The sequence below is a fragment of the Vibrio sp. V15_P4S5T153 genome, assembly GCF_963874485.1.
Lineage (GTDB): Bacteria > Pseudomonadota > Gammaproteobacteria > Enterobacterales > Vibrionaceae > Vibrio > Vibrio anguillarum.
In genome coordinates this window covers 1,302,095-1,328,940 of record NZ_CAWNHR010000011.1, presented here as the reverse complement: position 1 = coordinate 1,328,940, position 26,846 = coordinate 1,302,095, and the positions used below count along the sequence as shown (strand labels likewise).

The following is a 26,846-nucleotide window of genomic DNA, read 5'->3' as shown; positions in this document are numbered from 1 at the left end:
GGGTAACGTATGAGCTACGAATTAGACGACGACATTCTTCAGGACTTTTTGGTTGAAGCAGGTGAAATTCTCGAATTGCTCTCAGAGCAATTGGTTGAACTTGAGAACAACCCCGAAGACAGGGAGTTATTAAATGCGATTTTCCGCGGTTTCCATACCGTTAAAGGTGGGGCCGGGTTTCTTGCCCTCACCGAGCTGGTTGAGACGTGCCACGGTGCCGAGAACGTATTTGATATCTTACGCAATGGCCAAAGAAGTGTAACATCGAGCTTGATGGATACGATGTTACGAGCTTTAGACACCGTTAACGCACAGTTTCGCGCTGTTCAAGATCAAGAACCCTTAGAGCCTGCAGATCCCGCTCTACTCGATGAACTTCATAAATTGTGTCGTCCTGCTTCTGAAGATGAAATTGACGAAGTGGAGCCTGTTATTGCTGAAGTTGAAGTCGAGGAAGAGGCCGCTATCGAAGCGCCTGAACCGGAAGTCATTCAACCAGTGGCCTCAAAGGCTGTCACGTCAAATTCTATCGATGAAATCACGCAAGATGAATTTGAAAAACTGTTAGACGAATTACATGGTAAGGGCACCGCGCCTAATGCTCATTCGGAAAATGCCGCACCGGCTGCCCCAGCGCCTAAAGCCCCAAGTGCATCAGTGGCTACTAGTGGCGATATTACGGATGATGAATTTGAAAAGCTGCTTGATGAACTGCACGGCGTAGGCAAAGCTCCAACCGTTGAACCCGCTCCTGAGGTTACAGCGAAAACAACTACTCCGCCTAAATCAACAGCGGCACCTAAAGCTTCTGCTGGTGGTGGCGATGATTTGATGACGGACGAGGAGTTTGAAAAGCTTCTTGACGAACTGCATGGTTCAGGAAAAGGACCATTGCCAGAAGAGTTGGAAATGGCAACCAGACCTGCTTCTGAAAATGTGAAGCCAGCAGAGCCTGTAAAACCAACAGAGACCGCAAAACCGAAAGCTGAAGCGGCGAAACCTACACCTGCTCCTCAGCCTAAAGTAACGGCTCCAGCCACCTCTTCCCCGGCGAAAGCTCCGGTTGCAGTGGCTGAGAAAAAAGAAGTATCAGCACCTGCTGTGGCTAAAAAAGCGCAAACTCAGCCGGAAACAACAGTCCGTGTTGATACATCAACGCTCGACATCATTATGAACATGATTGGCGAATTGGTGCTAGTGCGTAACCGCTTGCTGAGTTTAGGGCTTAATAGCAACGACGAAGAGATGGCAAAAGCGGTGGCTAACCTTGATGTAGTTACCGCGGATTTGCAAGGCGCTGTCATGAAAACGCGCATGCAACCGATTAAGAAAGTGTTCGGCCGCTTCCCTCGCGTGGTTCGAGACCTTGCACGTACCCTGAAAAAAGATATCGTGCTTGAAATGCGCGGCGAAGAAACAGACCTTGATAAAAACTTGGTCGAAGCGCTTGCAGACCCATTGATCCACTTAGTGCGTAACTCAGTTGACCACGGCATTGAAATGCCTGATGTGCGTAGCAAATCTGGAAAGCCAAGCACGGGTAAAATCATACTCTCAGCTTCGCAAGAAGGTGATCATATTGAGCTAGCTATCGTCGATGATGGCGGCGGTATGGACCCAGATAAGCTGCGTAGTATTGCGGTTAAACGAGGCATGATGGATGAAGATGCGGCGTCGCGTCTCTCCAATAAAGAGTGTTTTAACTTAATCTTTATGGCGGGATTCTCCAGTAAAGAGCAAATTTCAGACATTTCTGGTCGTGGTGTTGGGATGGATGTTGTAAAAACAGCCATCAATACACTCAATGGTTCAATTGACATCGATTCTGAGATGGGAAAAGGGACTAAGATTACGATCAAAGTGCCGCTAACACTCGCTATCTTACCGACATTGATGGTTGGGGTCGCAGGGCATCCATTTGCTCTACCGCTTGCGAGCGTGAATGAAATCTTCCATCTTGATCTTAGCCGGACGAACGTCGTTGATGGACAATTGACCATCATAGTACGTAAAAAATCGATACCACTCTTCTACTTACAGAATTGGCTAGCCCCTAAAGCAGGTAAAATAGAACTGCGTAAAGGTCATGGACATGTTGTTATTGTTCAGATTGGTAGCCAGCGAGTTGGTTTTGTGGTTGATACCTTAATTGGCCAAGAAGAAGTGGTAATCAAACCACTAGATAAGCTTCTTCAAAAAACACCGGGTATGGCTGGGGCAACGATTACCAGCGATGGACATATTGCACTAATACTAGATGTGCCAGATTTGCTTAAGCAGTATGCTGCTGCTTCCCGCATTTAAATGAGCACACAATATAAGGACACCCATGGCGATTAGAGTATTAGTCGTTGATGATTCGAGCTTTTTTAGACGGCGTGTGAGTGAAATTATTAACTCTGACACCCGTCTAGAAGTGATTGATGTTGCAACTAACGGTAAAGAAGCCGTAGAAAAAGCGAGAATCTTAAAGCCTGATGTCATCACAATGGATATTGAGATGCCAGTTATGGATGGCATTACTGCTGTCCGTGAAATTATGGCTGCGAACCCGATCCCGATCTTGATGTTCTCATCGCTGACTCATGATGGTGCCAAAGCAACGCTAGATGCTTTAGATGCTGGAGCGTTAGATTTCTTACCGAAAAAATTTGAAGATATTGCCCGTAACCGTGATGAGGCAGTCGCTTTATTACAACAACGGGTTATTCAAATCGCGTCGAAAAAAGGGATGCTGAGAAGACCTTTGGTTTCACGCCCAGCGCCGAGCACATCGTCGCCGTTTGCCAATAGAACAGCGGCTACAACGGCGAGTTCCCCTGCGCCGAAATCAATGGGCACATTGGCTCGCTTTAAAGCTACAGGTAAAAAATATCAGTTGACCGCTATCGGTACCTCTACAGGGGGCCCGGTTGCGTTACAAAAAATATTGACGAAGTTACCTGCGAATTATCCGCATCCGATCGTACTCATTCAACACATGCCTGCCACCTTCACTGCTGCATTTGCAAACCGGCTCAACTCACTGTGTAAAATTGAAGTGAAAGAAGCAGAAGATGGTGATGCATTGCGCCCAGGTGTTGCCTATTTGGCTCCGGGTGGTAAACAGATGATGATTGAGGGCCGTCCGGGTAGTGCTAAATTGCGCATTATCGATGGTGGCGAACGTATGAACTATAAGCCGTGTGTTGATATAACATTCGGTTCTGCGGCGAAGATCTATGCAGATAAAGTGCTATCAATGATATTGACTGGTATGGGAGCCGATGGTCGTGAAGGGGCTCGAATGTTACAAGCCGCAGGGGCAACCATTTGGGCTCAGGATGAAGAAAGTTGCGTGGTGTATGGCATGCCGCAAGCTGTCGCAAAAGCGGGGATCTCGTCTGAAGATTTACCGTTAGAGCGTATATCAGAACGAATGTTAGTTGAAGTTGGCCTCGCATAAAGGAAGTTCAATGATTGTATGGAGTATTGCAAACCAAAAAGGCGGTGTGGGTAAAACAACCACAACGATTACGCTTGCCGGTTTGCTAAGTCAGCAAGGCAAAAGAGTGCTGTTGGTCGATACTGACCCTCACGCCTCGCTTACTACATACTTAGGTTATGATTCTGATGGCGTGCCCGTCAGCCTGTTTGACCTATTTCAGCAACGTGAGTTAACAGAGCAAAGCGTTACCCCTCTTATCCTAAAAACCGATGTTGAAGGCATTGATCTCATCCCTGCCCATATGTCTCTAGCCACTTTAGATAGAGTCATGGGCAACCGCAGTGGAATGGGGCTGATTTTGAAACGTGCGCTTCTTGCATTGCGCCATAATTATGACTACGTATTGATCGACTGTCCTCCAATTTTAGGGGTAATGATGGTTAATGCATTGGCCGCCAGCGATCGTATCTTAATTCCAGTGCAGACTGAGTTTCTGGCTATGAAAGGGCTCGAAAGGATGATTCGCACCTTAGCCATCATGCAAAAATCTCGTAGTCGATCGTTTAAAGTGACTATCGTACCGACTATGTACGACAAGCGAACCCGGGCTTCTTTGCAAACGCTGAATCAACTTAAAAAAGATTACCCAGAGCAAGTTTGGAGCTCTGCTGTACCTATAGACACCAAGTTTCGTGATGCGAGTTTAAAGCGCTTGCCTGCTTCTCATTTTGCTGAAGGTAGCCGTGGTGTTTTTGCTTATAAACAGTTGCTGATTTATTTAGAGAGGCTAGCTATTGATGAGTAGTGGGCCATTTTTATCCAGTGAACAAGCACTCGATGACTACTTTACAGCGTTACTAGATGAAGAAGCGATTGAACTTGAGCTGAAAGCGGAAGAGCAAAAAGAATTGTCCCTTGCTGAACCTGAGTTAGCGCTTTCGACATCGGTGCAATCTGTACCGGAAAAAAGTTATTACCATGCTGAAGTGGTTGAGTTTGAGCTGCCGAATTTAGATGATGTGCAGCGCTTATTAAGCCAGCTAGAATCAAGTAATCCAGTGGCAGAGTTAGAGCTGGAAGAGATCATGGAGCAAAACACCGTTCAGATCGCTTTAAAAACTCAACCAGTGGCTGAAATTGTTGAAGAGATCCAAGAATGGGATATTCCCGCCGATACTTTGGAAACAGAACCTGAAGTTGAAATTCTGACTGCGGCAGACACTGTTGAAGAATTTGCTGTTGACGTGGAAGTGGTTGAGCAACCGACGGCTGAAGTCGAACTTGAAACGCAAGCGGGCTACTCTGGAATTGGTACATGGCAAAGCACTGCGAGAACACGAGATTTTCAAGTGCTCTATTTTGAAGTGAATGGCGTGACGTTTGCGGTGCCTCTTGATGAACTTGGGGGGATCCACCGTATGGCAACGCTCAATCATTTAATCGGTCGACCTGCTTGGTACCTTGGACTGCAAACGAATAAAGACAATCAGCTAGATGTTGTCGATACGGCAAAATGGGTAATGGCAGAAAAGCTCCATGATGATAGCTACAAAGAAGGTTATCAATACATCGTCATGCTTGGTGACAGTATGTGGGGGTTAGCAAGTACTCAGCTTATGGGTACAGAATTGCTAAGCTCAGAGAAGGTCCGCTGGCGAGAACAGGCAGGCAAAAGGCCGTGGCTTGCTGGAATGGTAAAAGAAAAAATGTGTGCTTTGATCCATGTTGAAGCATTGATAGCTATGCTTAATGCAGGGCTTGATGTAAAAGCACTAGAGAAATAATAATACATTGATGTCGGAATCGACTTAGAGAGGAAAAGGTATGTCTCAGACTAACGAAGTAGAAGTAAGAAAAGACAAGTCTAACGACGAAGTGCTTCAGTGGGTGACGTTCCAACTAGAAGAAGAAACATACGGAATTAATGTAATGCAGGTACGTGAAGTACTCCGCTATACAGAAATTGCACCGGTACCAGGTGCTCCTGATTATGTTCTTGGCATCATTAACCTACGTGGTAATGTTGTGACCGTCATTGATACACGATCTCGTTTTGGCTTAATGCAAGGTGAAATCACGGATAATACACGCATTATTGTGATTGAATCTGAGCGCCAAGTGATTGGTATTTTAGTCGATAGCGTTGCGGAAGTAGTTTACCTACGTTCTTCTGAAATCGATACTACACCAAGTGTTGGTACCGATGAGAGCGCTAAGTTTATCCAAGGCGTGAGCAACCGTGACGGTAAGCTATTGATCCTTGTTGACCTGAATAAACTGCTAACTGAAGACGAGTGGGACGAGATGGTCCACCTATAATGAGCGAAGCTATGTTGTTCAGTGCTCCTGTTATTCTTATAGGGAGCGCGGTTTTTGTTGTTGTATTTTTGTTGCTGGTGTTACTTCGTGTACGTCAGGGGCTTGCCCAACAGATTGATCACCAAAGACAACAAGCCCGATCGTTAGATAAGGAGTTGCAAAAGGCGAATAGACAGCTGTTGGAAATACGCTCAGTTGCTATTGGTCTTGGCCAAAAAGTGACGGATCAGCAGGATCTCATCCAGCATTTAAACGAGCGAATTACTGAATTGGAACATGTTGATACGGATGGGCGTTTATACAGCCGAGCGACAAAAATGGTCCAACTCGGTGCTGACATCAATGAGCTTATTAAAGAGTGTGAGCTACCTAAAGCTGAAGCTGAGTTGATGATGTCCTTGCAGAAGAAAATTGCAGGGCATGAAAGCATCCCGCCACTGAGTAGTCACCCGGAAGGTCGCGAGCCGGTGCAAAGTACGAGGCGACCTGCCAAAAAATAGTCGAAAGAGCAAAACTAGAGAGGGAAGCCAATGGCTTCCCTCTCTAGTTTTGGATGTGGCTAAATGTAGCCATAAAGTAGTAAATGAGACAGAAAATAATTAAAAATTAACAGTTTCTTACCTAGTTTCGTGACTGGTAATAGTCTTATTATGTTTTGTCTTAGGTGTGGTGTGCTAATATAGCGGCTCAAATTTCTCGATTTAGATGCACATGCTTGAAGTAAATAACCTGACCGCAATTCGTGATGAAAGAGTTCTGTTTGAAGCACTTAGCTTTGTGATTCATGCTGGCGAATTGGTGCAGATTGAAGGACGGAACGGCACAGGTAAAACGACCTTACTACGAATTATTGCCGGGTTAGGTGATAGAGAGGATGGTTCTATTTTGTGGAATGGCATGAATATTGAGTCTAATCGTGATGATTACCACCAAGATTTACTGTTTCTTGGTCATCAAACTGGGGTTAAGCGCGATTTGACGGCATTCGAGAATCTTCATTTTTATCAATCAGTGCATAATGCAGAATCGTCTTCTCAAGAGATATATCAAGCCTTGGCTAAAGTGGGTTTAGCTGGCCGGGAAGACGTGGCTGCAGGCCAGCTTTCTGCCGGACAACAGCGCCGAGTTGCGCTGGCTCGTTTGTGGCTCAGTCAACAAAAGTTGTGGATTTTAGATGAACCGTTAACTGCGATTGATAAGCAAGGTGTCAAAGTGTTGGAAGCCTTATTTCTAGCGCATGCGCAACAAGGTGGCATTGTTGTATTGACCACACACCAAGATATGTTTGCTCACTATCCGCAATTGCGAAAAATTAAATTAGGGCATGAGTCATGATCGTGACCATGGGGATGATCATCCGTCGTGAATTATTGATCGCCTTTCGACGTCAAGCCGATATTTTTAATCCACTGTGGTTTTTTATCATAGTGATCACCCTATTCCCGCTGAGTATCGGCCCAGAGCCTGCTTTGCTCGCCCGTATCGCCGCAGGTATTGTTTGGGTTGCGGCGTTACTGTCGGCGCTACTATCACTTGAGCGTCTGTTTCGCGATGATTTTCAAGACGGGTCGCTTGAACAAATGATGCTGATCCCAGTGCCATTACCCATAGTCGTTATTTCAAAAGTCGTGGCTCATTGGTTATTGACTGGACTGCCTTTAATTTTAATTAGCCCATTGTTAGCCGTATTATTGTCATTAGATTTTAATACGTGGCTTGCAGTTGTATTGACTTTGTTCATTGGTACGCCAACGTTGAGTTTTATCGGTGCTATTGGTGTTGCATTGACCGTAGGCTTGCAAAAAGGTGGCGTGTTGCTGAGCCTACTGGTCTTACCCTTGTATATCCCGATTTTAATCTTCGCTACATCAGCTATTGATGCAGCATCGCTTGGCATGCTCTACAACGGTCAATTGGCTGTTTTGGGGGCAATGTTTATGGGCGCGATAACATTAACTCCATTTGCTATTAGCGCAGCATTGAGAGTCAGCGTTAACTAAATTAAGTACGAACGATATTTTCAGCAATGCATTTGAGCGTTGCGTATCAACAACACAATAAACTGAGCAGACACATGCTCAGAAGCAATGAAGTAAGAGTGAGACAATACAATGTGGAAATGGCTCCATCCCTATGCAAAGCCTGAATCCGCCTATCGGCTATGTGGAAAGTTCCTGCCTTGGTTTGCAGGGCTCGCTATCTTATGCCTGGTAGTCGGTAATATCCTTGGTTTAGCTTATGCTCCGGCAGACTATCAACAAGGCGACAGCTTCAGAATCATTTACATTCATGTCCCTTCTGCCATTTGGTCAATGGGCATTTATATGTCGATGGCGATTGCGGCTTTCATTGGTCTAGTTTGGCAATTAAAACTGTCAGACATGGCCGCTGCTGCAATGGCGCCCATCGGTGCGGTATTTACGTTTATTGCGTTAATTACTGGAGCCATTTGGGGTAAACCGATGTGGGGAACTTGGTGGGTATGGGATGCTCGTCTGACGTCTGAGCTCATTTTACTGTTTCTCTATTTGGGAGTGATTGCGCTTTACCACGCTTTCGATGATCAAAAAACAGCCGCAAAAGCCGCAGGTCTGCTGGCCATCGTTGGTGTGATCAATCTACCTATCATTCATTTCTCCGTTGAGTGGTGGAATACCCTGCATCAAGGTGCCACGATTACTAAATTTGAAAAGCCTTCCATATCCAGTGACATGTTGTGGCCATTGCTGCTCAATATTTTTGGTTTTGCTTTCTTTTTTGCTGCGGTCACTATGGTCCGCTTACGCAATGAAATTATCAGTAAAGAGAGCCATCGCCCTTGGGTTATCGAATTGGCAACCCTTCAAACACAGAAAGGTAACTGATCATGCATTTTGACTCTTTGAGTGATTTCTTGGCGATGGGCGGTTACTCCGCCTATGTATGGAGTGCATTTGGCATTACCTTTTTATCCATGTTTATTTTACTGATGCTCAGCATCAAGCGTGGCAAAACCTTGTTGCAAGATGTGCAAGCAAAGGTTGAACGCCAAGCCAGAATTGATGCTGCAAAGCATATGGAGAACACCTTATGACCCCAAGACGTAAAAAAAGACTCACCATTATTTTGGCATTGATTATTGGGGCTGGTGCCACCATTGGTTTGATGTTGTATGCACTCAATCAAAATATGGACCTTTTCTATACGCCGACCGAGCTTGTACACGGTAAACCCGATGGGACAAAGCCAGAAGTTGGTCAACGACTACGCATTGGCGGCATGGTGGTGGTGGGCTCTGTGAAAAGAGATCCGGGTTCACTAAAAGTAAGATTTCAGCTCCACGATGTTGGTCCAAATGTGACGGTCGAATATGAAGGCATCTTACCCGACTTGTTTAGAGAAGGTCAGGGTATTGTTGCGCAAGGCGTATTGAAAGATGCCACCACAGTGGAAGCGTTTGAAGTGCTAGCCAAGCATGATGAAAACTATATGCCACCGGAAATTGCTGAAGCAATGAAGAAAACGCATGAGCCGTTAACCTATAGCTCGGAACAAAAACAAGGAAGTGCTCAATGATTGTTGAAATAGGACATTTTGCCCTTATTGTTTCACTTGGGCTTGCCATATTACTCAGCTTACTTCCACTTGTTGGTGCTTCTAAAAACAATACCATGCTGATGAATACTGCGCGACCATTAGCATGGGGAATGTTTTCATTGCTATTGGTCTCATTTAGCATTTTGCTATGGGCATTTTATGTCAATGACTTCACGGTACAATACGTGGCGAGTAATTCGAATAGTCAATTACCCTGGTATTACCGTCTAACAGCGGTGTGGGGGGCGCATGAAGGTTCATTATTGCTGTGGGTTTTAATTCAAGCGGGATGGACTGTGGCGGTGGCTACCTTTAGCCGTGGTATGCCTCAAGAATCTGTGGCGCGAGTCTTATCCGTTATGGGGCTGATCAGCGTTGGATTCTTGCTGTTTGTCATCGTGACTTCGAATCCATTTTTACGCACCTTACCCTATTTCCCAATTGATGGTCGTGACTTAAACCCGTTGCTACAAGATCCTGGGCTAATCATTCACCCACCCATGTTATACATGGGATATGTCGGTTTTTCAGTCGCATTCTCATTTGCAATAGCCTCTTTGATGACCGGGCGTTTGGATACTGCATGGGCCCGTTGGTCTCGTCCTTGGACAACTGCGGCGTGGTTATTTTTGACATTAGGCATCGCGCTAGGTTCGTGGTGGGCTTACTACGAACTTGGCTGGGGTGGCTGGTGGTTCTGGGATCCAGTAGAAAACGCGTCGTTTATGCCATGGCTTGCGGGAACGGCATTGATGCACTCACTGGCTGTGACAGAAAAACGTGGCACATTCAAAGCTTGGACAGTGTTACTGGCAATTTCAGCATTTTCGCTCAGTTTACTGGGCACATTCTTAGTGCGATCTGGTATTTTGGTTTCGGTACACGCATTTGCATCCGATCCCGCTCGTGGCCTGTTTATCCTTGGGTTTTTGGTGTTTGTCATCGGTGGCTCACTGCTATTGTTTGCCGTTAAAGGTGCGGCAGTGCGCGTCCGTGGCAATGCTGAATTGATCTCGCGTGAAAATGCGCTGCTCTCCAACAACATCTTATTAATCGCGGCATTGGTGGTGGTGTTGGTTGGCACCTTGTTACCTTTAATCCACAAGCAGATTGGCCTTGGTTCCGTATCAATAGGAGCGCCTTTCTTCAACATGCTGTTTGCATGGCTAATGGTGCCATTTGCATTTTTGCTGGGGATCGGTCCACTGATCCGTTGGAAGCGCGATAATTTTTCCAAGCTTTTGAAACCGATGTTGATTTGTGGCCTGATGGCGTTGATTCTTTCGGCGGTTATGGTGTACCTGCTAGCTGAACGCTTTAGCTTGATGGCATTTATCGGCTGGGTCATGGCGTTTTGGATCATCTTGCTACACGTTGTCGAGTTGCACCAACGTGCGACACATCGTCATAGCTTCATGATAGGGGTGACTAAACTACAACGTAGCCACTGGGCCATGATGTTAGGCCATGTTGGTCTTGCCGTTACTGTGATTGGTATTGCGATGGTGCAAAACTACAGTATCGAGCGTGATGTTCGTCTAGCACCTGGGGAATCTTTTGAAATCCAACAATATAACTTTTATTTCAAAGGGTTAAGAGATAAAGATGGCCCGAACTATGATGGTTATATTGCCGATTTTGAAATTACGCAGGATGGGCAATACGTGAATACACTCCATGCGGAAAAACGCTTTTATCGTACTGCCAAGTCAATGATGACTGAAGCGGCCATCGATCGTGGCATCACTCGCGATTTGTACATTGCAATGGGTGAGCGATTAGAAGATGGTCGTTCATGGGCGATCCGAATTTATTACAAACCATTTGTACGTTGGATCTGGGCTGGTGCTTTATTGATGTCATTAGGTGGTGCGTTAGCCATCAGTGACAAACGCTACCGCTTTAGAAAAAGCTCCCAACAGGAGGCGTAGATGAACAAGAAAATTCTATTTATTCCATTGGTGGCTTTTCTTGGTCTAGTTGCCGTGTTTGTTACTCAGTTGGTCAAAAATACCGAAGGTGATGATCCCACAAAATTGGAGTCGGTTCTGATTGGTAAGTCTGTGCCTGAATTTCGTTTGGAAGATTTAGCCGAACCCGGCAAGCTGTATGACCAAGCGATATTTAAAGGGGAGCCTTTGCTGCTGAACGTCTGGGCAACTTGGTGCCCGACCTGCTATGCCGAACATCAATATCTCAATCGGTTGGCGGGTGATGGTGTAAAAATTATAGGTTTAAATTATAAAGATCAACGAGATAAAGCGGTTCAATGGTTAAATGAGCTAGGTAATCCTTACTTGATCAGCCTGTTCGATGGTAATGGTATGCTAGGGTTAGATCTCGGCGTTTACGGTGCGCCGGAAACCTTTCTCATTGATGCCAACGGCGTTATTCGTTACCGCCATGTGGGGGATGTTAATCCAACCAATTGGCAAACAACTTTGCAACCTATGTATCAGAAACTTCTAGAGGAAGCGAAGTAATGAAGCGTTTTATATTATCGATCATTGCTAGCTTTGCTTTGGTATTTTCTGTGCAATCTGCAATTGAAGTGTACGAGTTTGATAATCCACAGCAAGAGCAGCAATTCAAAGAGTTGAGCAATACATTGCGTTGTCCAAAGTGTCAAAACAATACTATTGCCGACTCAAATGCAGCATTAGCACAGGACTTACGTAATAAAGTCTATGAAATGACCAAGCAAGGTAAGTCTGAACAAGACATTGTTGACTACATGATTGCACGTTACGGCAACTTTGTGACCTATAATCCACCGTTGACTTTGGCGACTTCTATCTTATGGCTAGGTCCTTTGAGTGTGGTGTTTCTGGGTTTTGGTTTTATTGTATTACGCAGCAAACGTCGTAAAGCATCAATCGCTCAAAGTGGTGAAGTTTGGGATGCCGAAAAGGAAGAGCGATTAAATCAGTTGCTCGCCGAAGACGCGGTTGATGATGAGAAGCATGGAGACAAACAATAATGACGTTTTTTTGGTTATCTACCCTCATTCTGACCTTCTTTGGTTGTGTCTTCATTGCACTGCCGATCCTCAAAAACAGAGCGAACAACGATGCAGCGCTGCGTGACGAATTGAACAAAGCGATCTTTAAAAACCGCCTTGCAGAGTTACACGAAGAGACGCAAGAAGGGTTGGTTGACAGCGAACAAGAGCTGATTGCTGATCTGAAACAGTCGCTATTGGATGATATTCCTGCGCAATCGGTGCAAGGAAATTCTTCACATGTGTCACCGATGGTTGTTTTGATCCCCTCGATTTTATTGGTCGTCATCTTAAGCTATGGCTTTTACCTAAAATTTGGCGCGGCTAGTCAAGTAGAGCAGTGGCAGCAAGTGAACGCTAACTTACCTGCACTCTCAAAAAAAATGATGTCACCAGAAGGTGCTGCCTTAAGTGATGATGAGATGAATGATCTCACACTGGCGCTGCGCACTCGTCTGCATTATCAGCCTCAAGATGCGACCGGGTGGTTGCTGCTTGGACGTATTGGACTTGCTAACAGAGATATAGAAACATCGATTGGCTCAATGAAGAAAGCGTATGCGTTAGATCCAAAAGATGCAGATGTGAAGTTGGGCTATGCGCAAGCATTAATGTTGTCACAAGATGAGCTTGACCAAAATCAAGCACGTGAAATTTTAATGGCATTAGTACAACAAGATTATGTTGATCTACGCGTGTTTTCACTACTTGCGTTTGATGCGTTTGAACGCCAGGATTACCCAGCGGCGATGAAGTATTGGCGATTAATGCAGCAGATGATTGGCCCTGAAGATAGCCGTTATGAGATGCTTTCGCGCAGTATTGAAAGAGCACAAAGCAAAATGCAGCCTAAAGCTATCGATGGGAAAATGGTTCCTGTCACCATCTCACTCGGTGATGGTGTGACTCTTGAACAAAATGCAGTACTCATAGTCTCTGTGCACAGTTCTGATGGTGCACCTATGCCTGTTGCCGCAGCGCGTTATCCACTGACTCAATTCCCTATTAAGGTTGTGTTAGATGATAGCAATAGCATGGTTCAGGGGCGGAAGTTATCCGACCTTGCACAGCTTATTGTTCGAGTACGCTTGGATACGGATGGCAATGTTTCAACCAAACAAGGTGATTGGTTTGGTGAAAGTGCTCCCATGAGCCTCGGTCAACCTGTTGAAGTTGTGATCAATAAGCAGTATTAATAGCACTTATATACAATTAACGTATTGATAGGCCGATGTCTCATCGGCCTTTATACATGGAAATAAATAATGATAAGCCGCCTATCCCGACTGATATGCCCTATGCTGTTCCTTTTCGTACTAGCAGGGTGTGCAAGCGCTCCGGATTCAACGTCAGCCGAATCAAATCAAACGCAGTCGGGCGATCCTTTTGAGGTTTTTAACCGATCAATGTGGACAATCAACTACGATTATATCGATCCATACTTGGTTCGCCCTGTTGCGATTGCCTACGTGGATTACATTCCACACCCCATTAGAAAAACGATCGCCAATGTTCTGTCAAACCTTGATGAACCTTCAAGCATTATCAACAACATATTGATGGGTAATGGTACGAAAGCCGTTGACCACTTTAACCGCTTTTGGATTAATAGCACCTTAGGCCTGTTTGGGATGATTGATATTGCGTCAGAAGCGGGCATCACCAAACACAATGAAAAAGCGTTTAGTGATGCGGTAGGCCATTATGGTGTTGGTAATGGTCCATATTTAATGATTCCTGGATACGGGCCCTACACGATTCGAGAAACCACAGATGTTGTGGATGGCTTGTATGTACCACTTTCTTATCTCAATGTCTGGGCTGGCCTAGGTAAATGGGCTCTGGAAGGATTGGAGACCCGAGCAAGGCTCGTTCCCCAAGAAGTGACGTTGGAAAACTCCCCAGATCCATATTCATTAACTCGCGATGTTTATTTACAACGCCAAGATTTTAAAGCAGAAATTGATACCCAAACGTACGATGAATCGGAAGAAGAGTATCTCGACGATTATCTGGAAGAAGGGTTTTAATCATACCCATGTAGGTCGGCCTTGTACTGCTAGCTAGGCCGACATCACACGTCCGCTAAAGTATTCGTTAGCGACGATGTATTCCGTATTGCGGATCAATTCATCTTGCAGCTCAGCCCAATGGGGCTTCTCATCTACATCACCTTTTGCGCTAGGCACTACGCCTCCGACCCTTATGTTGAAAGGGGTTAGTTCTTTTGCCCAACTCTGCGTGAAACCAGAAACCATAGAATTCGCATTTTCAATTCCCGCTAGGTCATACTCATCATTTTGAGAAATGACGTTCACAATCACACCTGGTTTGTTGTTAATACGCATTCGCTCAGCACTTGCTTGACCAAAAGTGAATAAAGTTGAGGCCATCATGGCGAGCTTCTGAAGAAAGACTTCAGCTCGTTGTTCACCTATCAAGGGGGGGAGGGATGCATTTGGCCAATTATTGACCAGCACATCCGGTGCCCCATGATAGGTTTGATCAATAAAATCGAACAGCCGATGGATCGTTTCTAAAGAGTAATCTGGTGTGTGGTAATAATGAACATCCTGAGAGATCGCTTTGCAACGAGCAAAGGTTTCCATTAATCCAAATTTGTCTTGGTCACACAAAATAATTTTTGCACCTAAATGTGCGAAATGAACGGCCAGCGTGCTACCAAGCATCGAACTTGCTGAAGTGATTAATATTATTGCACTTTTTATATCCATTGGGTGCCTCACCCTATTGTTTGTTTTATTGTTGTAGCGGGATTTAGTCTCAATAGGATGGTTGATTAACTGTGGGTAGGGTGTGAATAACATCAAATTACTCAGCCTAAGCGAGCGTGGTATGTGTTTTTTTTGGTCATACTCACATTCTGATCTAGAGAATGTCGTTTTGTGTTACATACAAGACATCAAACTTGGGTGCGGATCTGATCTCGCCGGTGGGCAACGGTGAGTTGAACCGACAGATCGGCAACTAAGAGCTCAACGTTTGAGGGGGAGGCAAGATGCCTTCGCTCATGTCCTGACAGATTAAGATATACCTCTTCGGGTAAATCATGCGTATCTTCAGGCAAATAGGCGAGTACTTCAGGAGTCAAGTAGTGGCTGAGTTTCGCACTGGCGAGCCCTCCGTGATGGAAAAGCTCGGCCTGTTTTGCTGAAACAACGTAAGAGCTTTGGTCGGAACGCAGTGCTTGAGGATCCGTAAGCTCAAATCGCTTACGTAACAATTCATCGCTAGTGGGTGGGTTTTCAATACGTTCAACAGGAGTGTTGTCGCGTACATCGTTAGAAAACATCGACAGTATGAGTGCAAAGTCCGCACGGCGTCCTTGCTGAACAGCATGGCTTAGCCCCGAGCCAAATTGAAGCTCGTTTATAATACTGGCTTTATCTAATGTATGTACTTGCATTTGCCTCTCCAACCGATGCACTTTTAGCGGCGAGAAAGCAGATAACTTTAGATAAAATAACAAAAAAGCCTGCGATAAAGCAGGCTTTTCATATGACTAAATACCAATCCAAGGGGAAAAGGTTATTTTGCTAGGTTTTCTGCAACGAATGCCCAGTTAACCAGTGCCCAGAAACCATTCATGTAGTCAGGGCGTAGGTTACGGTGATCGATGTAGTAAGCGTGTTCCCACAGATCAACCGTCAGTAGCGGAGTCACACCTTCGTGAGTCAGTGGTGTGGCTGCATTTGAAGTGTTGATGATCTCTAAAGAGCCATCCGCATTTTTCACCAACCAAGTCCAAGATGAACCAAAGTTATTGATCGCTGAGTCAGTGAATTTTGCTTTAAAAGCTTCAAAAGAACCAAATGCGGCGTTGATTGCGTCTGCAACGGCACCTGTTGGTTCGCCACCTGCATTTGGTGCAAGGCAGTGCCAATAGAAGGTGTGGTTCCAAATTTGAGCTGCGTTATTAAACACGCCACCAGTTGAAGTCTTGATGATCTCTTCGAGAGATTTACCTTCAAATTCAGTGCCAGGAATAAGGCCGTTAAGCTTCACAACGTAAGTGTTGTGGTGCTTACCGTGGTGGAAATCTAGTGTTTCGGCTGAAATGTGTGGTTCTAGAGCGTCTTTAGCGTAAGGCAAAGCTGGTAATTCGAATGACATTGCTCGATTCTCCGTTGTGTAGAAAGAGTGAAAGTCTCTTTCAGTAGCTTCCAGATATTATAATGATATTCGTCGATACGACTGACTTGAAGGTATTTTAGCAAGTTTTTACTTTATTAAAAGTCCTAATATTGAAAATTGTTGTATAGGCAGGATATCCATAAATAATATGTGCTTTTTATTCTCTATTAATGATTTAGAATGTCAGTAACAAACCGCACTATCCCATTAAGAGGAAGCAATGGAAACTATTGATAAAATTAAACAGCAACTTAAAGAAAATGCCATTCTGCTATACATGAAAGGCTCTCCTAAGCTACCAAGTTGCGGATTCTCTTCTCAAGCTGCGCAGGCTTTGATGGCTTGCGGTGAGAAATTTGCTTATGTGGATATTCTGCAAAACCCAGATATCCGCGCTGAGCTGCCTGTATACGCACAGTGGCCTACTTTTCCACAATTGTGGATTGAAGGTGAGTTGATTGGTGGTTGTGACATCATTATCGAAATGTTCCAAAAAGGCGAACTGCAACCTTTAGTGAAAGAAGCCGCTGCACGTGCAGGCAATGAAGAGTAATACTGTATAAAATAACAGTTTTTCTTGATTTATTAAGGTCACATTGGTTAATGTGGCCTTATTTTTTTGCGTTGATTTGAGTTTATGACCCGTTTATTCATTGCTGAAAAGCCCAGCTTAGGGCGCGCTATAGCCGATGCTCTGCCGAAACCACACAAGAAAGATCAAGGTTTCATTCGTTGTGCGAATGGTGACATCGTTACTTGGTGTATTGGGCATTTACTCGAGCAAGTTGAGCCGGATGTTTATGATGAACGCTATAAAAAGTGGAATTTACTCGACTTACCTATCATTCCTTCACAGTGGCAGCTTAGACCGCGCAAAACATCGAGCAAACAGTTGACTGTGATTCGTCAGCTTTTGAAAGAAGCATCGCAAATTATCCATGCAGGAGACCCGGATCGCGAAGGGCAACTATTAGTTGATGAAGTGATTGATTATTGCAAAGTAAGCCAAAGTAAAAAAGAGCAAGCATTGCGGCTACTGATCAGCGATTTAAACCTTCCAGCCGTGCAACGTGCACTGAAACAGATGCGCAGTAACCGCGAATTCATCCCTTTATCGGTTTCAGCGCTCGCGCGTTCAAGAGCCGATTGGTTGTATGGCATGAATATGTCACGGGCTTATACTTTGCTGGGGCAGAAAGCGGGCTATCAAGGTGTCTTGTCGGTTGGACGGGTACAAACTCCTATTCTAGGGCTTGTGGTACGTCGGGATGAGGAGATAGAAAACTTCATCCCGCGAGACTATTTTACATTACATGCGTTAATCCCTTATCAAACTGATCAAGTGGCGTTTGATATCCGTGCGCGCTGGAAACCCAGTGATGCTTGCCAGCCGTGGCAAGATGAAGAAGGGCGAGTCTTAAACCGCAAGTTGGTGGAAAATGTCGCACAGCGCATCGCAGGGCAACCCGCCACAGTGATTGAAGCCGAACAAAAGCAAACTAAGCAAGCCGCGCCGTTACCTTATTCCTTATCTGCACTGCAAATTGATGCAGCGAAGCGCTTTGCAATGAGCGCCCAACAAGTGTTAGATACTTGCCAATCTCTGTATGAGAAGCATAAATTAATCACCTATCCGCGCTCAGATTGTCGTTACTTACCACAAGAACATTACGCTCAAGCTTCGTCAGTAACCCAAGCTATCGCGTGCAACGCCAAAGAGTTGTTAACGGCGGTCAGTGGCGCAAACTTAGCTCTTAAATCCAAAGTATGGAACGATAAGAAAGTGGACGCACACCATGCCATTATTCCCACACCAAAGCAGGCATCCGTCAATGCCTTGTCGGGAAATGAGATGAAAATATACCAATTGATTGCGCGCCAATACTTGATGCAATTTTATCCCGCTGCCGTGTACGCGGAAGCCAAGCTGGTGTTTGATATTGCGGGTGGCTTTTTTGTTGCGTCAGGGCGACAACTGGTTGACACCGGTTGGAAGAGTTTGTTAGGCAAAGTCGATGAAGAAGAGAACGGAGTCGATGCCGTTCCACCACTGAGTAAAGGGACGGTGCTGACGTGTCGAGAAGGGGAGATTCACGATCGAAAAACCGAGCCTCCTCGTCATTTTACTGAAGCGACTTTGCTACAAGCGATGACGGGAATTGCTCGCTATGTTGAAGATAAAGAGCTGAAAAAAATCTTACGTGAAACCGATGGTTTAGGTACGGAAGCGACGCGAGCGGGGATCCTTGACACTTTATTCAAGCGGCAACTCTTAACACGTCAAGGTAAGCTGATTCTAAGCTCGCCAGCGGGAAGGGGTTTAATTCATGCGCTGCCAAATGAATCAACTTATCCTGATATGACCGCCCATTGGGAGCATCAATTGCAAGCGATGGCTGAACGTGGGCAAGCGTATCAACCCTTTATGCAAGTGCTGCAAGAGCGCATTATTCAGATCATGGAACAGGCGAAATCGGGCGCAGTGCCAGAGTCGCTTCGCTCATTGCCCAAAGTGGAGCGCCCTGCATTCAAACGAAAGACACGTAAATCCAGCAAAACCACGCGTTATCAACGTAATTCGGCTCAATAAAATGACATCAAAGAATCGGTCGCTAAGTAAGCAGAGGCCAGTGAATTAGGTAAGATGTTCACCGGCCTGACGAGCTAATTATCACATTTTCGATAAAAAAGGCTGGTATCCCAATCGGTTACATTGTCAGTCACTTTGCCGACAAGTGGCAGTAAACGCCACGCCTCGCGCTCTTGAAAAGGGTGGCTTGTTATCACGGCAAAACCAGCAATACAGCATCTTCCACCTTTAGAACGGATAAACTGGGCAATCGAGCTGACCGCTTCTTCACTGTAGGATTCAATCTTATAGAGATGGCTCATACACTTCTCCTCTCTAACCATGCCATTAATTACGACATAACCGTTGAATAATGGAAAGCATATTTGATGCCAGTTTATAAAAAATACACCTTTGGTATGTAATGAATGGAGAGGGTACTTATCTAATGAATGGCAACTGGTGCGTGGAATAAAAAATCAGTATGAGAAAATGATGTTAATCATATACGAAAAAGCCGCTGTAAAAACAGCGGCTTTTCTTAAAAGTGGCGGAGAGATAGGGATTTGAACCCTAGGATAGCTATTAACCATCGCCGGTTTTCAAGACCGGTGCTTTAAACCACTCAGCCATCTCTCCGTGTGGTGCGCATAATAGCGAGGCAATTTTACTTTGTAAAGTCTTGAGCTGATCGTTTGCTGGTTTTGTATACAATTGACGATGATTTTCCACTAATGGCTTGATTCTTAGCGCCTTGTTGGAGAAAAAATGTACATTAATGCGTACTTCGTTATGGCGCCTTTTTGATTTGGTTGCTGGCTTAACGGTGAATTCTTACGATGTTTATACAGAAAGTCGTATTGAAGCGGGATAATCGGTCATGTATTAGCAACGGTTTACCAAGAGCCTGATGCTCTCTTGTCGTATCAGGCTGCCGGAGTTTCATAAATGGAATGTTATTTCTTTTTTATGCTTTTATGCTCATATAATGCTCGAACCTCTGGGAATGACGGGTAACAAGCTAAAACTGGCAGGGAAATGGTACTAAATCTGAACCATAACCAAAAGATGGCTTTCTTGACCCTGCGCAAGGTGAGGAGTAATTTGCAGCTTCCTGTGTTTAAGGCACTACTCCCATTTCCAATCATTAAGTACAAAGTGTTTGCAGGAGTTTATCTTGCACTCACCTATGCTGATGATTGAAATCAGTCAATAAAAAGAACCATGCTAGAAGAAACGACAACCAATGACCCTCATGATGCTCAACCTGAGGGGACTGAACGCATTTATCGCCAACGTTTTGATTCCAAAATAGGGTTTCAAAATGAATACGATATTCTTGCTATTGAAGAGCCTTTACAAATCAGTTTGCAATGGAATGATACGGTTACTAACAAGCTGCATATCGAAGAGTGGAGCATGACAATGCGAACGCCCGGTGACGATGCTCATCTCATCGGTGGCTTACTTTACACGCAGCAAGTGATCGATTCATATGACCATATACTCAATATGGAATTGGTTGACGACGAATCACGCCATGGCCAGAATCACTGGTTGGTCACGCTCAATCATCCATGCACTGATGTGATTCAGCATCAGGCCCGTCGTTATATGAGCCAGTCGAGCTGTGGCATTTGCGGTATGACATCCATCCGAGCCTTGAGTTTGAGGCGAGAAATTCGTGTTGATGATAGCCCGAAATGGCTCTCTTCTGATGTTGTTATTGCGCTTCCTAATCTGCTTCTTGTTCATCAACCACTGTTTGCAAAAACGGGGGCGGTGCATGGTGCGGGTTACTTCGTGAATGGCGAGTTGATTGCCGTTGCCGAAGATGTGGGTCGCCATAACGCAGTGGATAAGTTGATTGGTCGAATTTTGAGTGAGCAACGTTGGCACCCGCAAGGGGTATTGATTCTTAGCGGCCGAGTGAGTTTTGAGTTAATGCAAAAAGCGGCCATTGCTGGCATTTCAGTGGTGGTGGCTGTTGGTGCGCCATCACGTTTAGCGCTCGATATGGCGCGTCAGTTTGATATGACACTGATTGGTTTTATCAAAAAAAATCAGTTCAATATATACCATGGTCATGCACGTTTGCAGTCAGTGAAAGAGTGAGAAGAAGAATATGAGTATTAAACAATATACCGGTTCGGCTGGTGGTTGGGGAGCGCTAAAAAGCACCGCGCATCATCTATTGAAAAGTCATAATGTTGCCAAAAATATTTCCAATCTTTTAAAAACCAACCAAGACCATGGTTTTGACTGTCCGGGCTGTGCTTGGGGTGAAAAACATGTCCCAGGGCGTTTTCGTTTTTGCGAAAATGGCGCTAAGGCCGTCAACTGGGAAGCCACTTCTCGACGCGTTGGGGCGGATTTCTTTAAGCAATATTCGGTCACTTGGCTCAATAAGCAGAGTGACTATTTTCTCGAATCTCAAGGGCGTTTAGCGGAACCAATGCGCTATAACGCTCAAACGGATCACTATGAGCCAATCAGCTGGGATGAGGCGTTTGCACTGGTTGCACAACACCTCAATCAACTCGCTAGTCCAAATCAGGCGGAATTTTATACATCAGGCCGCGCGAGTAATGAAGCTGCATTTCTATACCAGTTGTTTGCGCGCCGGTTTGGTACCAATAATTTTCCTGATTGCTCAAACATGTGCCATGAAGCGACGAGCGTCGCCTTGGTTCGCTCGATTGGCATTGGTAAGGGAACTGTGACTATTGAGGATTTTGAAGAATCCGATGCGATTCTTTTATTTGGACAAAACCCAGGAACGAATCACCCTCGTATGTTGGAAACACTGGCGTCAGCCTATAAGCGTGGCGCTCGGGTCGTTGCGTTTAATAATTTAAAAGAGCGAGGATTGGAGCGTTTTACTAACCCGCAAAATCCTTTTGAAATGTTAAGCAATGGTTCAACACCGACCACTAGCCATTATTTCACTCCTAAATTAGGCGGAGACATGGCGGCGGTTCGTGGCTTGGTGAAAATTCTTCTTGCTCGTCATCAGCAAGCACAGGCCTGCGGTGAATCGATATTCGATCTTGATTTCATTGCCCAGCACACCGAAGGGATGGAGTCTTATTTAGCCATGGTGCAGGCTACGTCGTGGTCAAGTATTATTGAACAATCTGGGCTCACGCAACAAGAGCTAGAGCTGGTGGCAGATATTTACCAAGGCGCTAAACGCGTGATCGTAACTTGGGCAATGGGGGTGACTCAGCATAAGCATTCAGTGGCAACCATACAAGAGTTGGTCAATCTACAATTACTGTTTGGCCAAATTGGTAAGGATGGTTCTGGGGTATGTCCTGTCCGTGGTCACTCAAATGTGCAAGGTGACCGCACGGTTGGAATTAATGAAAAACCGCCTGCATTTCTACTCGACAATATTGAAAAAGTACTGGGCTTTAGGCCACCAAAAGCGCATGGCCATAATGTAGTTAATGCAATTGAGGCGATGCTACGGGGTGAAAGTAGAGTCTTTATCGGTTTAGGAGGAAACCTCGTTGCTGCTGCGCCCGATACCGAGCGTGTCGCACAAGCAATGAAAAACTGTAATCTGACCGTAAACATTGCGACTAAACTGAATCGGAGCCATGTCAACCCGGGCAAGGATGCGTTGATCCTGCCTTGTTTAGGTCGGACAGATATTGATATTCAGGCTCAGGGGCCACAGAAAATTACCGTTGAAGACTCATTCTCCATGGTTCATGCCTCTTCTGGGCGAATTGATGTTACAGGAGAGATGATGCGCTCAGAGCCTGCCATTATCGCAGGAATGGCAAAAGCGACCTTAGGGGAGGGAAATCCAATCGATTGGCAATCCATGGCCGATAATTACGATAACATTCGAGATTTGATTGAAAAGATTATCCCAGGATTTGCCAATTTTAATCAGCGGCTCAAAGGGCCTGGCGGTTTTTATCTTGGTAATTCAGCGCGTGAATTTAATTGGAAAACGCCCACAGGAAAAGCGCAGATAAGCAGCAATGCACTTCCTGAATCTATCGTTCCGCTCAAAACTCAGCAGATGACCAAGAAACCGATTTTTGTGTTGCAGACGATGCGTTCGCACGATCAGTACAACACCACGGTTTACGGTTTGGATGATCGTTACCGAGGTGTATTTGGCGAACGTAATGTCATCTTCATGAATGAAAAAGATATTGAGCAGCTGCAATTAAAAGCGGGTGAACGAGTCGATATTGAGACACTGTGGGATGATGGTATTAAACGTGAAATTTTGGGCTTCAAAGTGGTCGCCTATGTAATTCCTCAAGGGAATGTAGCGGCCTATTTCCCTGAGGCAAATGCACTCATTCCATTGAGCAGCAAAGGCGACTTTAGTGATACCCCGACATCAAAATCTATTGCCGTTGTCATTCACCCAACCAAAGTTGCACCACTGTTAGTTCAAACAGACTAAAAAATCAGATACTAAAGCAAAAAAGAGAGCCGAAGCTCTCTTTTTTTAGGTGTATGGTCGGACTGAGAGGATTTGAACCTCCGACCCCCGACACCCCATGACGGTGCGCTACCAAGCTGCGCTACAGTCCGATTGGCGTAATCTAATCATTTATCCCTTTAGCGTCAAGAGATAATCTTGCTAACGACCTGATTTAATTATCTTTGGCGTAAAATCTCTGCAATTCAGTTAAGCCTTGCATCAGTACAGGTAACGCTGGGCTAGAGTCTTTCTGACGTTGATAGTTTTCATCAAACAGCTTGAAGTTGCCAAATTTATCAATGAGAGTCGTTTGGGTATCGGTAATCAAAGCTAATTCACGGGCATCACCGGCTAAAATCCACTTCCTTTTGTTTTCATCAAACAAGTTTCTACCACTGCTAAATTCAATAGGGTTGGATGAAGCACCTAACAGATCCTGTAAAAGCGTGACTGAAAAATCTAAGTGACTTGAACGGTGTGAGTATTCCCCTGCCATTTTTCCTGGCCAATGGATGATCATCGGCACTTGTAACTGGTATCGGCTGTAATTGCTGTTAGCTCCCCAGCTGTTAGTTTTTGTCTCGTTAAACTCCGCGCCATGATTTGAGGTGATCACAATCAGTGTATTGTCTTGCAATTGTAATTCGTCAATCTTAGTGAGCAGCAGGCCTATTTCTTGGTCGGCTGCATTGACCGAGTTATTGTAACCAGCACGCAGGCGATCGCTGGCACTACCTTTACTTGACCGAGGATCAAAGTCATTAAAGTTGTCAACGGTCGTCAATTCCAAATAGCTGAACCAGGGTTGTTCGGTTTGCTCGGATACCCATTTATGCCAGCGTTGTATAGTTTGGTTATCTGTGCTCGATTCTTGATCAAAAGGAGCTTTAGAGACCGTTAAAGTGCGGAAAATCGTCTCTTCGTATAAGGTGTCGTCAAAATTATCGCCACTAAAGAGGCCAAACTGATAATTCTGTTTTTTCAATACATCTATCAGTATCGGAGGGGTACCTTGTGAACGAATGGCGTTGGCATAACTGCTTGGCAACCCATAAAATAAGCCAAAGATCCCAAACATGTCATTACTCGAGCTGTAATGATTATTAAACTTCAAATTTTCTGTCGCAAATTGGTAAGTGTTGGGCATGATTTCAGCTGTCAGCACATCACTTCTTAAATTATTGACACTCACTAGCAAAATATTGAGATTATTTGCTCTGCGGCCAAATTGAAGAGGCTCAAGAGGATAACGAACAATGTTAAGGTTCTCTTCATTATCCTTCAAACGCTTTAAGTACACATCACGATCAAATAGACCGTGTTTTTCCATGAACGATTTTGCCGTCATTGGATAGGAGAGCGGGAAGTTTGATTTTTGGCTGGTCACTGATGTTTCTAAATACGCATCAGACCAAACGTAAATAAGGTGGCTGGTAATAAAACTAATGAAAAATACCGCCGCGATGGGCCGGCCAACGTGTTTATGCGATAGTTTTCGCTGCTTACGCCAAACCCACTCCGAAAGCCCAAGTTGTAAGAGGAAAATGAGCGGCATGACCACAAACAGATGCTGTAAGTCAGCGGTGATAGCGCTGGTCTCATCGCTAAAAAGCAGTTCCCATACAATCGGTGTTAAGTGCAGGTTGATTGCTTGATAAGCTTGGGTATCGATTAATAAGAGTGTGAGTCCTAACGTTGCAAAACAGACCGCCACGAAGCGAAATAGTTTGCGCGACGGAATGATGAATGTCAGAGGGAATAAAACCAGCAGATAGAGTGCAAAGACCAAAAATCCAAAATGGCCGACCCAAGACACAGCTAAATAAAACTGCCCCAACAAGGTTTCAGGCCATGGTGATTGTACGATATATCGAGTACCAATAAGCATTGCTGCAATGATATTGAAGAAAGCAAACCAATGCCCCCAACCAACCAACCGTGATACGCGTTCACCGTATGTATTTTCGCTATCTGCCATGTGATTTTCTATCTATGCATTCTATTAGTGAGTAGTAGTTTCTAAAGACGACATCAATGCCTGAGCAAATTTTTCCGCAATCGCCTTACGCTGTGAAGCGGCAACGTTTTGGTTTAAGACATTCGTTGCAATGTTTCCCGCAATCATGAGAGTAAGCTCAGGGGAAGCACTATGTTTAGCGAGGATGGCAGCAACTTCTGTCAGGATATTTTCAATTCTTTCGTCGCTGTATTTAGATGTAATAGGCATAAAGACTCTAATGATGATAGTAAAAGCGGCTTATGATAACCTACAATGCCTTACAACTGAAACCAGAACGATGATAATTTCACTATGAGTCTTCACCTTTCCAACGTGATTTTGCACCAATTAAGCAAAAACGAGCAAGATGAGTTGGTGGTTAAATACCGCTCTCAATCTTTAGATAATGATACGTCTGCCGAAAATTTAGTGGCTGAGTTGCATCGCGTGTTTAATTCGAAAGCGAGCAAAGGTTTTGGTTCGTTTAAGTCGGACAGTGATTTTCAAACTTGGTTGCAAGAACTTCGTCAAGGTGAGCGTGATTTTTACGATTTTTCACAAATCAGTGCTCAACGGCTGAAAGATGAATTATCAAAGTATCCGTTTGCTGATGAAGGGATCTTAGTGATGGCCGAATATCAGTCACTGGCTACTGATTACCTATTTATTGGGCTTTTACCTCTCAACCAAAGTTTGAAAGTAACAGAGGGGCTCGACATTAGCGCGACAGATTATCTTGATATCAACAAAATGGATATCGCGGCGCGTCTTGACCTCTCAAGTTTTGAAACGGACAAAAACTCAAACCGTTACCTTGCCTATATCAAAGGTCGCGTTGGTCGAAAAGTGTCGGATTTCTTTCTTGATTTTCTGCAAGCCGATGTCGGGTTAGATACCAAAGTGCAAAATCAAGTACTGATGCAAGCGGTACAGGATTTTTGCACGGATTCTAAGCTAGAAAAAGATGAAGCGATCGGTTACAAGAAGCAGGTTTACGATTACTGCAATGAGCAAATTAAAGCCGGTGAAGAGGTTCATATTCGTGAGTTGTCTGGTGAATTACCTGCTAGCCAAGACGGCACGGGTTTTTTCGAATATACGCAGGCACATGGCTATGAACTGGAAGAGAGCTTTCCTGGTGATCGTTCTACCGTGCGTAAACTGACCAAGTTTGTCGGTGCAGGGGGCGGTTTGAATGTGAGCTTTGATAGCTTGTTATTGGGGGAGCGTATTTTTTATGATCCTGAAAGCGACACGTTAACCATCAAAGGCACGCCACCGAATTTAAGAGAACAGTTAACGCGCCAGCGTTAATCGTTTACCACTAAGAGAGCTTGATATGGC

Annotated in this window: 27 protein-coding genes and 2 tRNA genes; 21 read left to right on the top strand and 8 right to left on the bottom strand. The window is 44.9% G+C overall.

All coding sequences use genetic code 11. The features are described 5' to 3' along the window. The first annotated feature begins 9 nt into the window (after positions 1-9). From AACT42_RS07890 to AACT42_RS07815, 16 genes are all read left to right on the top strand, one after another. The gene (locus AACT42_RS07890) at positions 10-2,304 is read left to right on the top strand and encodes a chemotaxis protein CheA (RefSeq protein ID WP_094133618.1); all 2,295 of its coding nucleotides are present in this window, start codon (positions 10-12) and stop codon (positions 2,302-2,304) included. A gap of 25 nt (positions 2,305-2,329) precedes the next feature. Beyond that, positions 2,330-3,445: a protein-glutamate methylesterase/protein-glutamine glutaminase gene (locus AACT42_RS07885; protein ID WP_013856369.1), complete on the top strand. Its 1,116-nt coding sequence runs from the start codon at positions 2,330-2,332 to the stop codon at positions 3,443-3,445. A gap of 10 nt (positions 3,446-3,455) precedes the next feature. Continuing rightward, positions 3,456-4,232: a ParA family protein gene (locus tag AACT42_RS07880; RefSeq protein WP_026027244.1), complete on the top strand. Its 777-nt coding sequence runs from the start codon at positions 3,456-3,458 to the stop codon at positions 4,230-4,232. After that, a complete protein-coding gene (locus AACT42_RS07875) occupies positions 4,222-5,211 on the top strand; it encodes a chemotaxis protein CheW (protein WP_017048525.1) in 990 nt (329 codons plus the stop codon). The genes AACT42_RS07880 and AACT42_RS07875 overlap by 11 nt, the downstream gene beginning before the upstream one ends. A gap of 40 nt (positions 5,212-5,251) precedes the next feature. Next, the gene (locus AACT42_RS07870) at positions 5,252-5,746 is read left to right on the top strand and encodes a chemotaxis protein CheW (RefSeq protein ID WP_013856372.1); all 495 of its coding nucleotides are present in this window, start codon (positions 5,252-5,254) and stop codon (positions 5,744-5,746) included. Next, positions 5,746-6,246: a DUF2802 domain-containing protein gene (locus AACT42_RS07865; protein ID WP_202598892.1), complete on the top strand. Its 501-nt coding sequence runs from the start codon at positions 5,746-5,748 to the stop codon at positions 6,244-6,246. Before AACT42_RS07870 ends, AACT42_RS07865 begins: the two co-directional genes overlap by 1 nt. 211 nt (positions 6,247-6,457) lie before the next feature. Further along, positions 6,458-7,081 carry a cytochrome c biogenesis heme-transporting ATPase CcmA gene (gene ccmA, locus AACT42_RS07860; RefSeq protein WP_094133617.1) on the top strand — a complete coding sequence of 208 codons (624 nt, stop codon included), beginning with the start codon at positions 6,458-6,460 and terminating at the stop codon, positions 7,079-7,081. Further along, positions 7,078-7,746: a heme exporter protein CcmB gene (gene ccmB, locus AACT42_RS07855; protein WP_013856375.1), complete on the top strand. Its 669-nt coding sequence runs from the start codon at positions 7,078-7,080 to the stop codon at positions 7,744-7,746. Before ccmA ends, ccmB begins: the two co-directional genes overlap by 4 nt. Positions 7,747-7,857: 111 nt before the next feature. Further along, a complete protein-coding gene (locus tag AACT42_RS07850) occupies positions 7,858-8,610 on the top strand; it encodes a heme ABC transporter permease (protein WP_019280903.1) in 753 nt (250 codons plus the stop codon). 2 nt (positions 8,611-8,612) lie between these two features. Further along, positions 8,613-8,819, top strand: coding sequence for a heme exporter protein CcmD (gene ccmD / locus AACT42_RS07845; protein ID WP_013856377.1), 207 nt, complete (start codon positions 8,613-8,615; stop codon positions 8,817-8,819). Further along, entirely contained in the window at positions 8,816-9,301 is a 486-nt protein-coding gene (ccmE, locus tag AACT42_RS07840) for a cytochrome c maturation protein CcmE (RefSeq protein ID WP_013856378.1), read from the top strand. The genes ccmD and ccmE overlap by 4 nt, the downstream gene beginning before the upstream one ends. Then, complete coding sequence (locus tag AACT42_RS07835; RefSeq protein ID WP_017045241.1) at positions 9,298-11,253, top strand: heme lyase CcmF/NrfE family subunit; 1,956 nt, start codon at positions 9,298-9,300, stop codon at positions 11,251-11,253. The genes ccmE and AACT42_RS07835 overlap by 4 nt, the downstream gene beginning before the upstream one ends. Next, positions 11,254-11,805, top strand: coding sequence for a DsbE family thiol:disulfide interchange protein (locus tag AACT42_RS07830; RefSeq protein WP_013856380.1), 552 nt, complete (start codon positions 11,254-11,256; stop codon positions 11,803-11,805). Continuing rightward, entirely contained in the window at positions 11,805-12,302 is a 498-nt protein-coding gene (locus tag AACT42_RS07825; protein ID WP_094133616.1) for a cytochrome c-type biogenesis protein, read from the top strand. Before AACT42_RS07830 ends, AACT42_RS07825 begins: the two co-directional genes overlap by 1 nt. Next, a complete protein-coding gene (gene ccmI, locus AACT42_RS07820; protein WP_094133615.1) occupies positions 12,302-13,519 on the top strand; it encodes a c-type cytochrome biogenesis protein CcmI in 1,218 nt (405 codons plus the stop codon). The genes AACT42_RS07825 and ccmI overlap by 1 nt, the downstream gene beginning before the upstream one ends. Positions 13,520-13,588: 69 nt before the next feature. Next, positions 13,589-14,353 (top strand): MlaA family lipoprotein, encoded by a 765-nt coding sequence (locus AACT42_RS07815; protein ID WP_013856383.1) that lies wholly within the window; start codon positions 13,589-13,591, stop codon positions 14,351-14,353. 33 nt (positions 14,354-14,386) lie between these two features. Here AACT42_RS07815 and AACT42_RS07810 read toward each other — a convergent pair whose 3' ends face one another. The 3 genes from AACT42_RS07810 to sodB form a co-directional block, all read right to left on the bottom strand. Further along, positions 14,387-15,013, bottom strand: coding sequence for an SDR family oxidoreductase (locus AACT42_RS07810; protein WP_370685854.1), 627 nt, complete (start codon positions 15,011-15,013; stop codon positions 14,387-14,389). Between the two features lie 233 nt (positions 15,014-15,246). Continuing rightward, positions 15,247-15,750: a VC2046/SO_2500 family protein gene (locus AACT42_RS07805; RefSeq protein WP_176429108.1), complete on the bottom strand. Its 504-nt coding sequence runs from the start codon at positions 15,748-15,750 to the stop codon at positions 15,247-15,249. 122 nt (positions 15,751-15,872) lie between these two features. Continuing rightward, a complete protein-coding gene (gene sodB / locus AACT42_RS07800; protein WP_094133613.1) occupies positions 15,873-16,457 on the bottom strand; it encodes a superoxide dismutase [Fe] in 585 nt (194 codons plus the stop codon). 241 nt (positions 16,458-16,698) lie between these two features. Here sodB and AACT42_RS07795 point away from each other — a divergent pair, with 241 nt between their 5' ends. Together AACT42_RS07795 and AACT42_RS07790 are read left to right on the top strand one after the other, a co-directional pair. After that, positions 16,699-17,031, top strand: coding sequence for a Grx4 family monothiol glutaredoxin (locus AACT42_RS07795; protein ID WP_094133612.1), 333 nt, complete (start codon positions 16,699-16,701; stop codon positions 17,029-17,031). An 84-nt stretch (positions 17,032-17,115) separates the two neighbouring features. After that, positions 17,116-19,068 carry a DNA topoisomerase III gene (locus AACT42_RS07790; RefSeq protein WP_094133611.1) on the top strand — a complete coding sequence of 651 codons (1,953 nt, stop codon included), beginning with the start codon at positions 17,116-17,118 and terminating at the stop codon, positions 19,066-19,068. Between the two features lie 74 nt (positions 19,069-19,142). Here the strand turns inward: AACT42_RS07790 and AACT42_RS07785 are convergent, their stop codons facing one another. Next, positions 19,143-19,370 carry a hypothetical protein gene (locus AACT42_RS07785; RefSeq protein ID WP_026028272.1) on the bottom strand — a complete coding sequence of 76 codons (228 nt, stop codon included), beginning with the start codon at positions 19,368-19,370 and terminating at the stop codon, positions 19,143-19,145. Positions 19,371-19,595: 225 nt separating this feature from the next. Beyond that, positions 19,596-19,686, bottom strand: a tRNA-Ser gene (locus AACT42_RS07780). A 585-nt stretch (positions 19,687-20,271) separates the two neighbouring features. Between AACT42_RS07780 and AACT42_RS07775 the strand changes: the two genes are divergently transcribed. Both AACT42_RS07775 and AACT42_RS07770 read left to right on the top strand, forming a co-directional pair. Further along, positions 20,272-21,162 (top strand): formate dehydrogenase accessory sulfurtransferase FdhD, encoded by an 891-nt coding sequence (locus AACT42_RS07775; RefSeq protein ID WP_094133610.1) that lies wholly within the window; start codon positions 20,272-20,274, stop codon positions 21,160-21,162. 10 nt (positions 21,163-21,172) lie between these two features. After that, positions 21,173-23,482, top strand: coding sequence for an FdhF/YdeP family oxidoreductase (locus AACT42_RS07770; protein WP_094167993.1), 2,310 nt, complete (start codon positions 21,173-21,175; stop codon positions 23,480-23,482). 54 nt (positions 23,483-23,536) lie between these two features. On the opposite strand, the gene AACT42_RS07765 is transcribed toward AACT42_RS07770, so the two are convergent. The 3 genes from AACT42_RS07765 to AACT42_RS07755 form a co-directional block, all read right to left on the bottom strand. Beyond that, a tRNA-Pro gene (locus AACT42_RS07765) sits at positions 23,537-23,613 on the bottom strand. Positions 23,614-23,675: 62 nt separating this feature from the next. Then, positions 23,676-25,481 carry a DUF3413 domain-containing protein gene (locus AACT42_RS07760; protein WP_017049110.1) on the bottom strand — a complete coding sequence of 602 codons (1,806 nt, stop codon included), beginning with the start codon at positions 25,479-25,481 and terminating at the stop codon, positions 23,676-23,678. 24 nt (positions 25,482-25,505) lie between these two features. Continuing rightward, entirely contained in the window at positions 25,506-25,730 is a 225-nt protein-coding gene (locus AACT42_RS07755; protein WP_013856392.1) for a YejL family protein, read from the bottom strand. 84 nt (positions 25,731-25,814) lie between these two features. Here AACT42_RS07755 and yejK point away from each other — a divergent pair, with 84 nt between their 5' ends. Further along, positions 25,815-26,816, top strand: a complete 1,002-nt coding sequence (gene yejK / locus AACT42_RS07750; RefSeq protein WP_017042553.1) for a nucleoid-associated protein YejK — start codon at positions 25,815-25,817, stop codon at positions 26,814-26,816. The last annotated feature ends 30 nt before the right edge of the window (positions 26,817-26,846 follow it).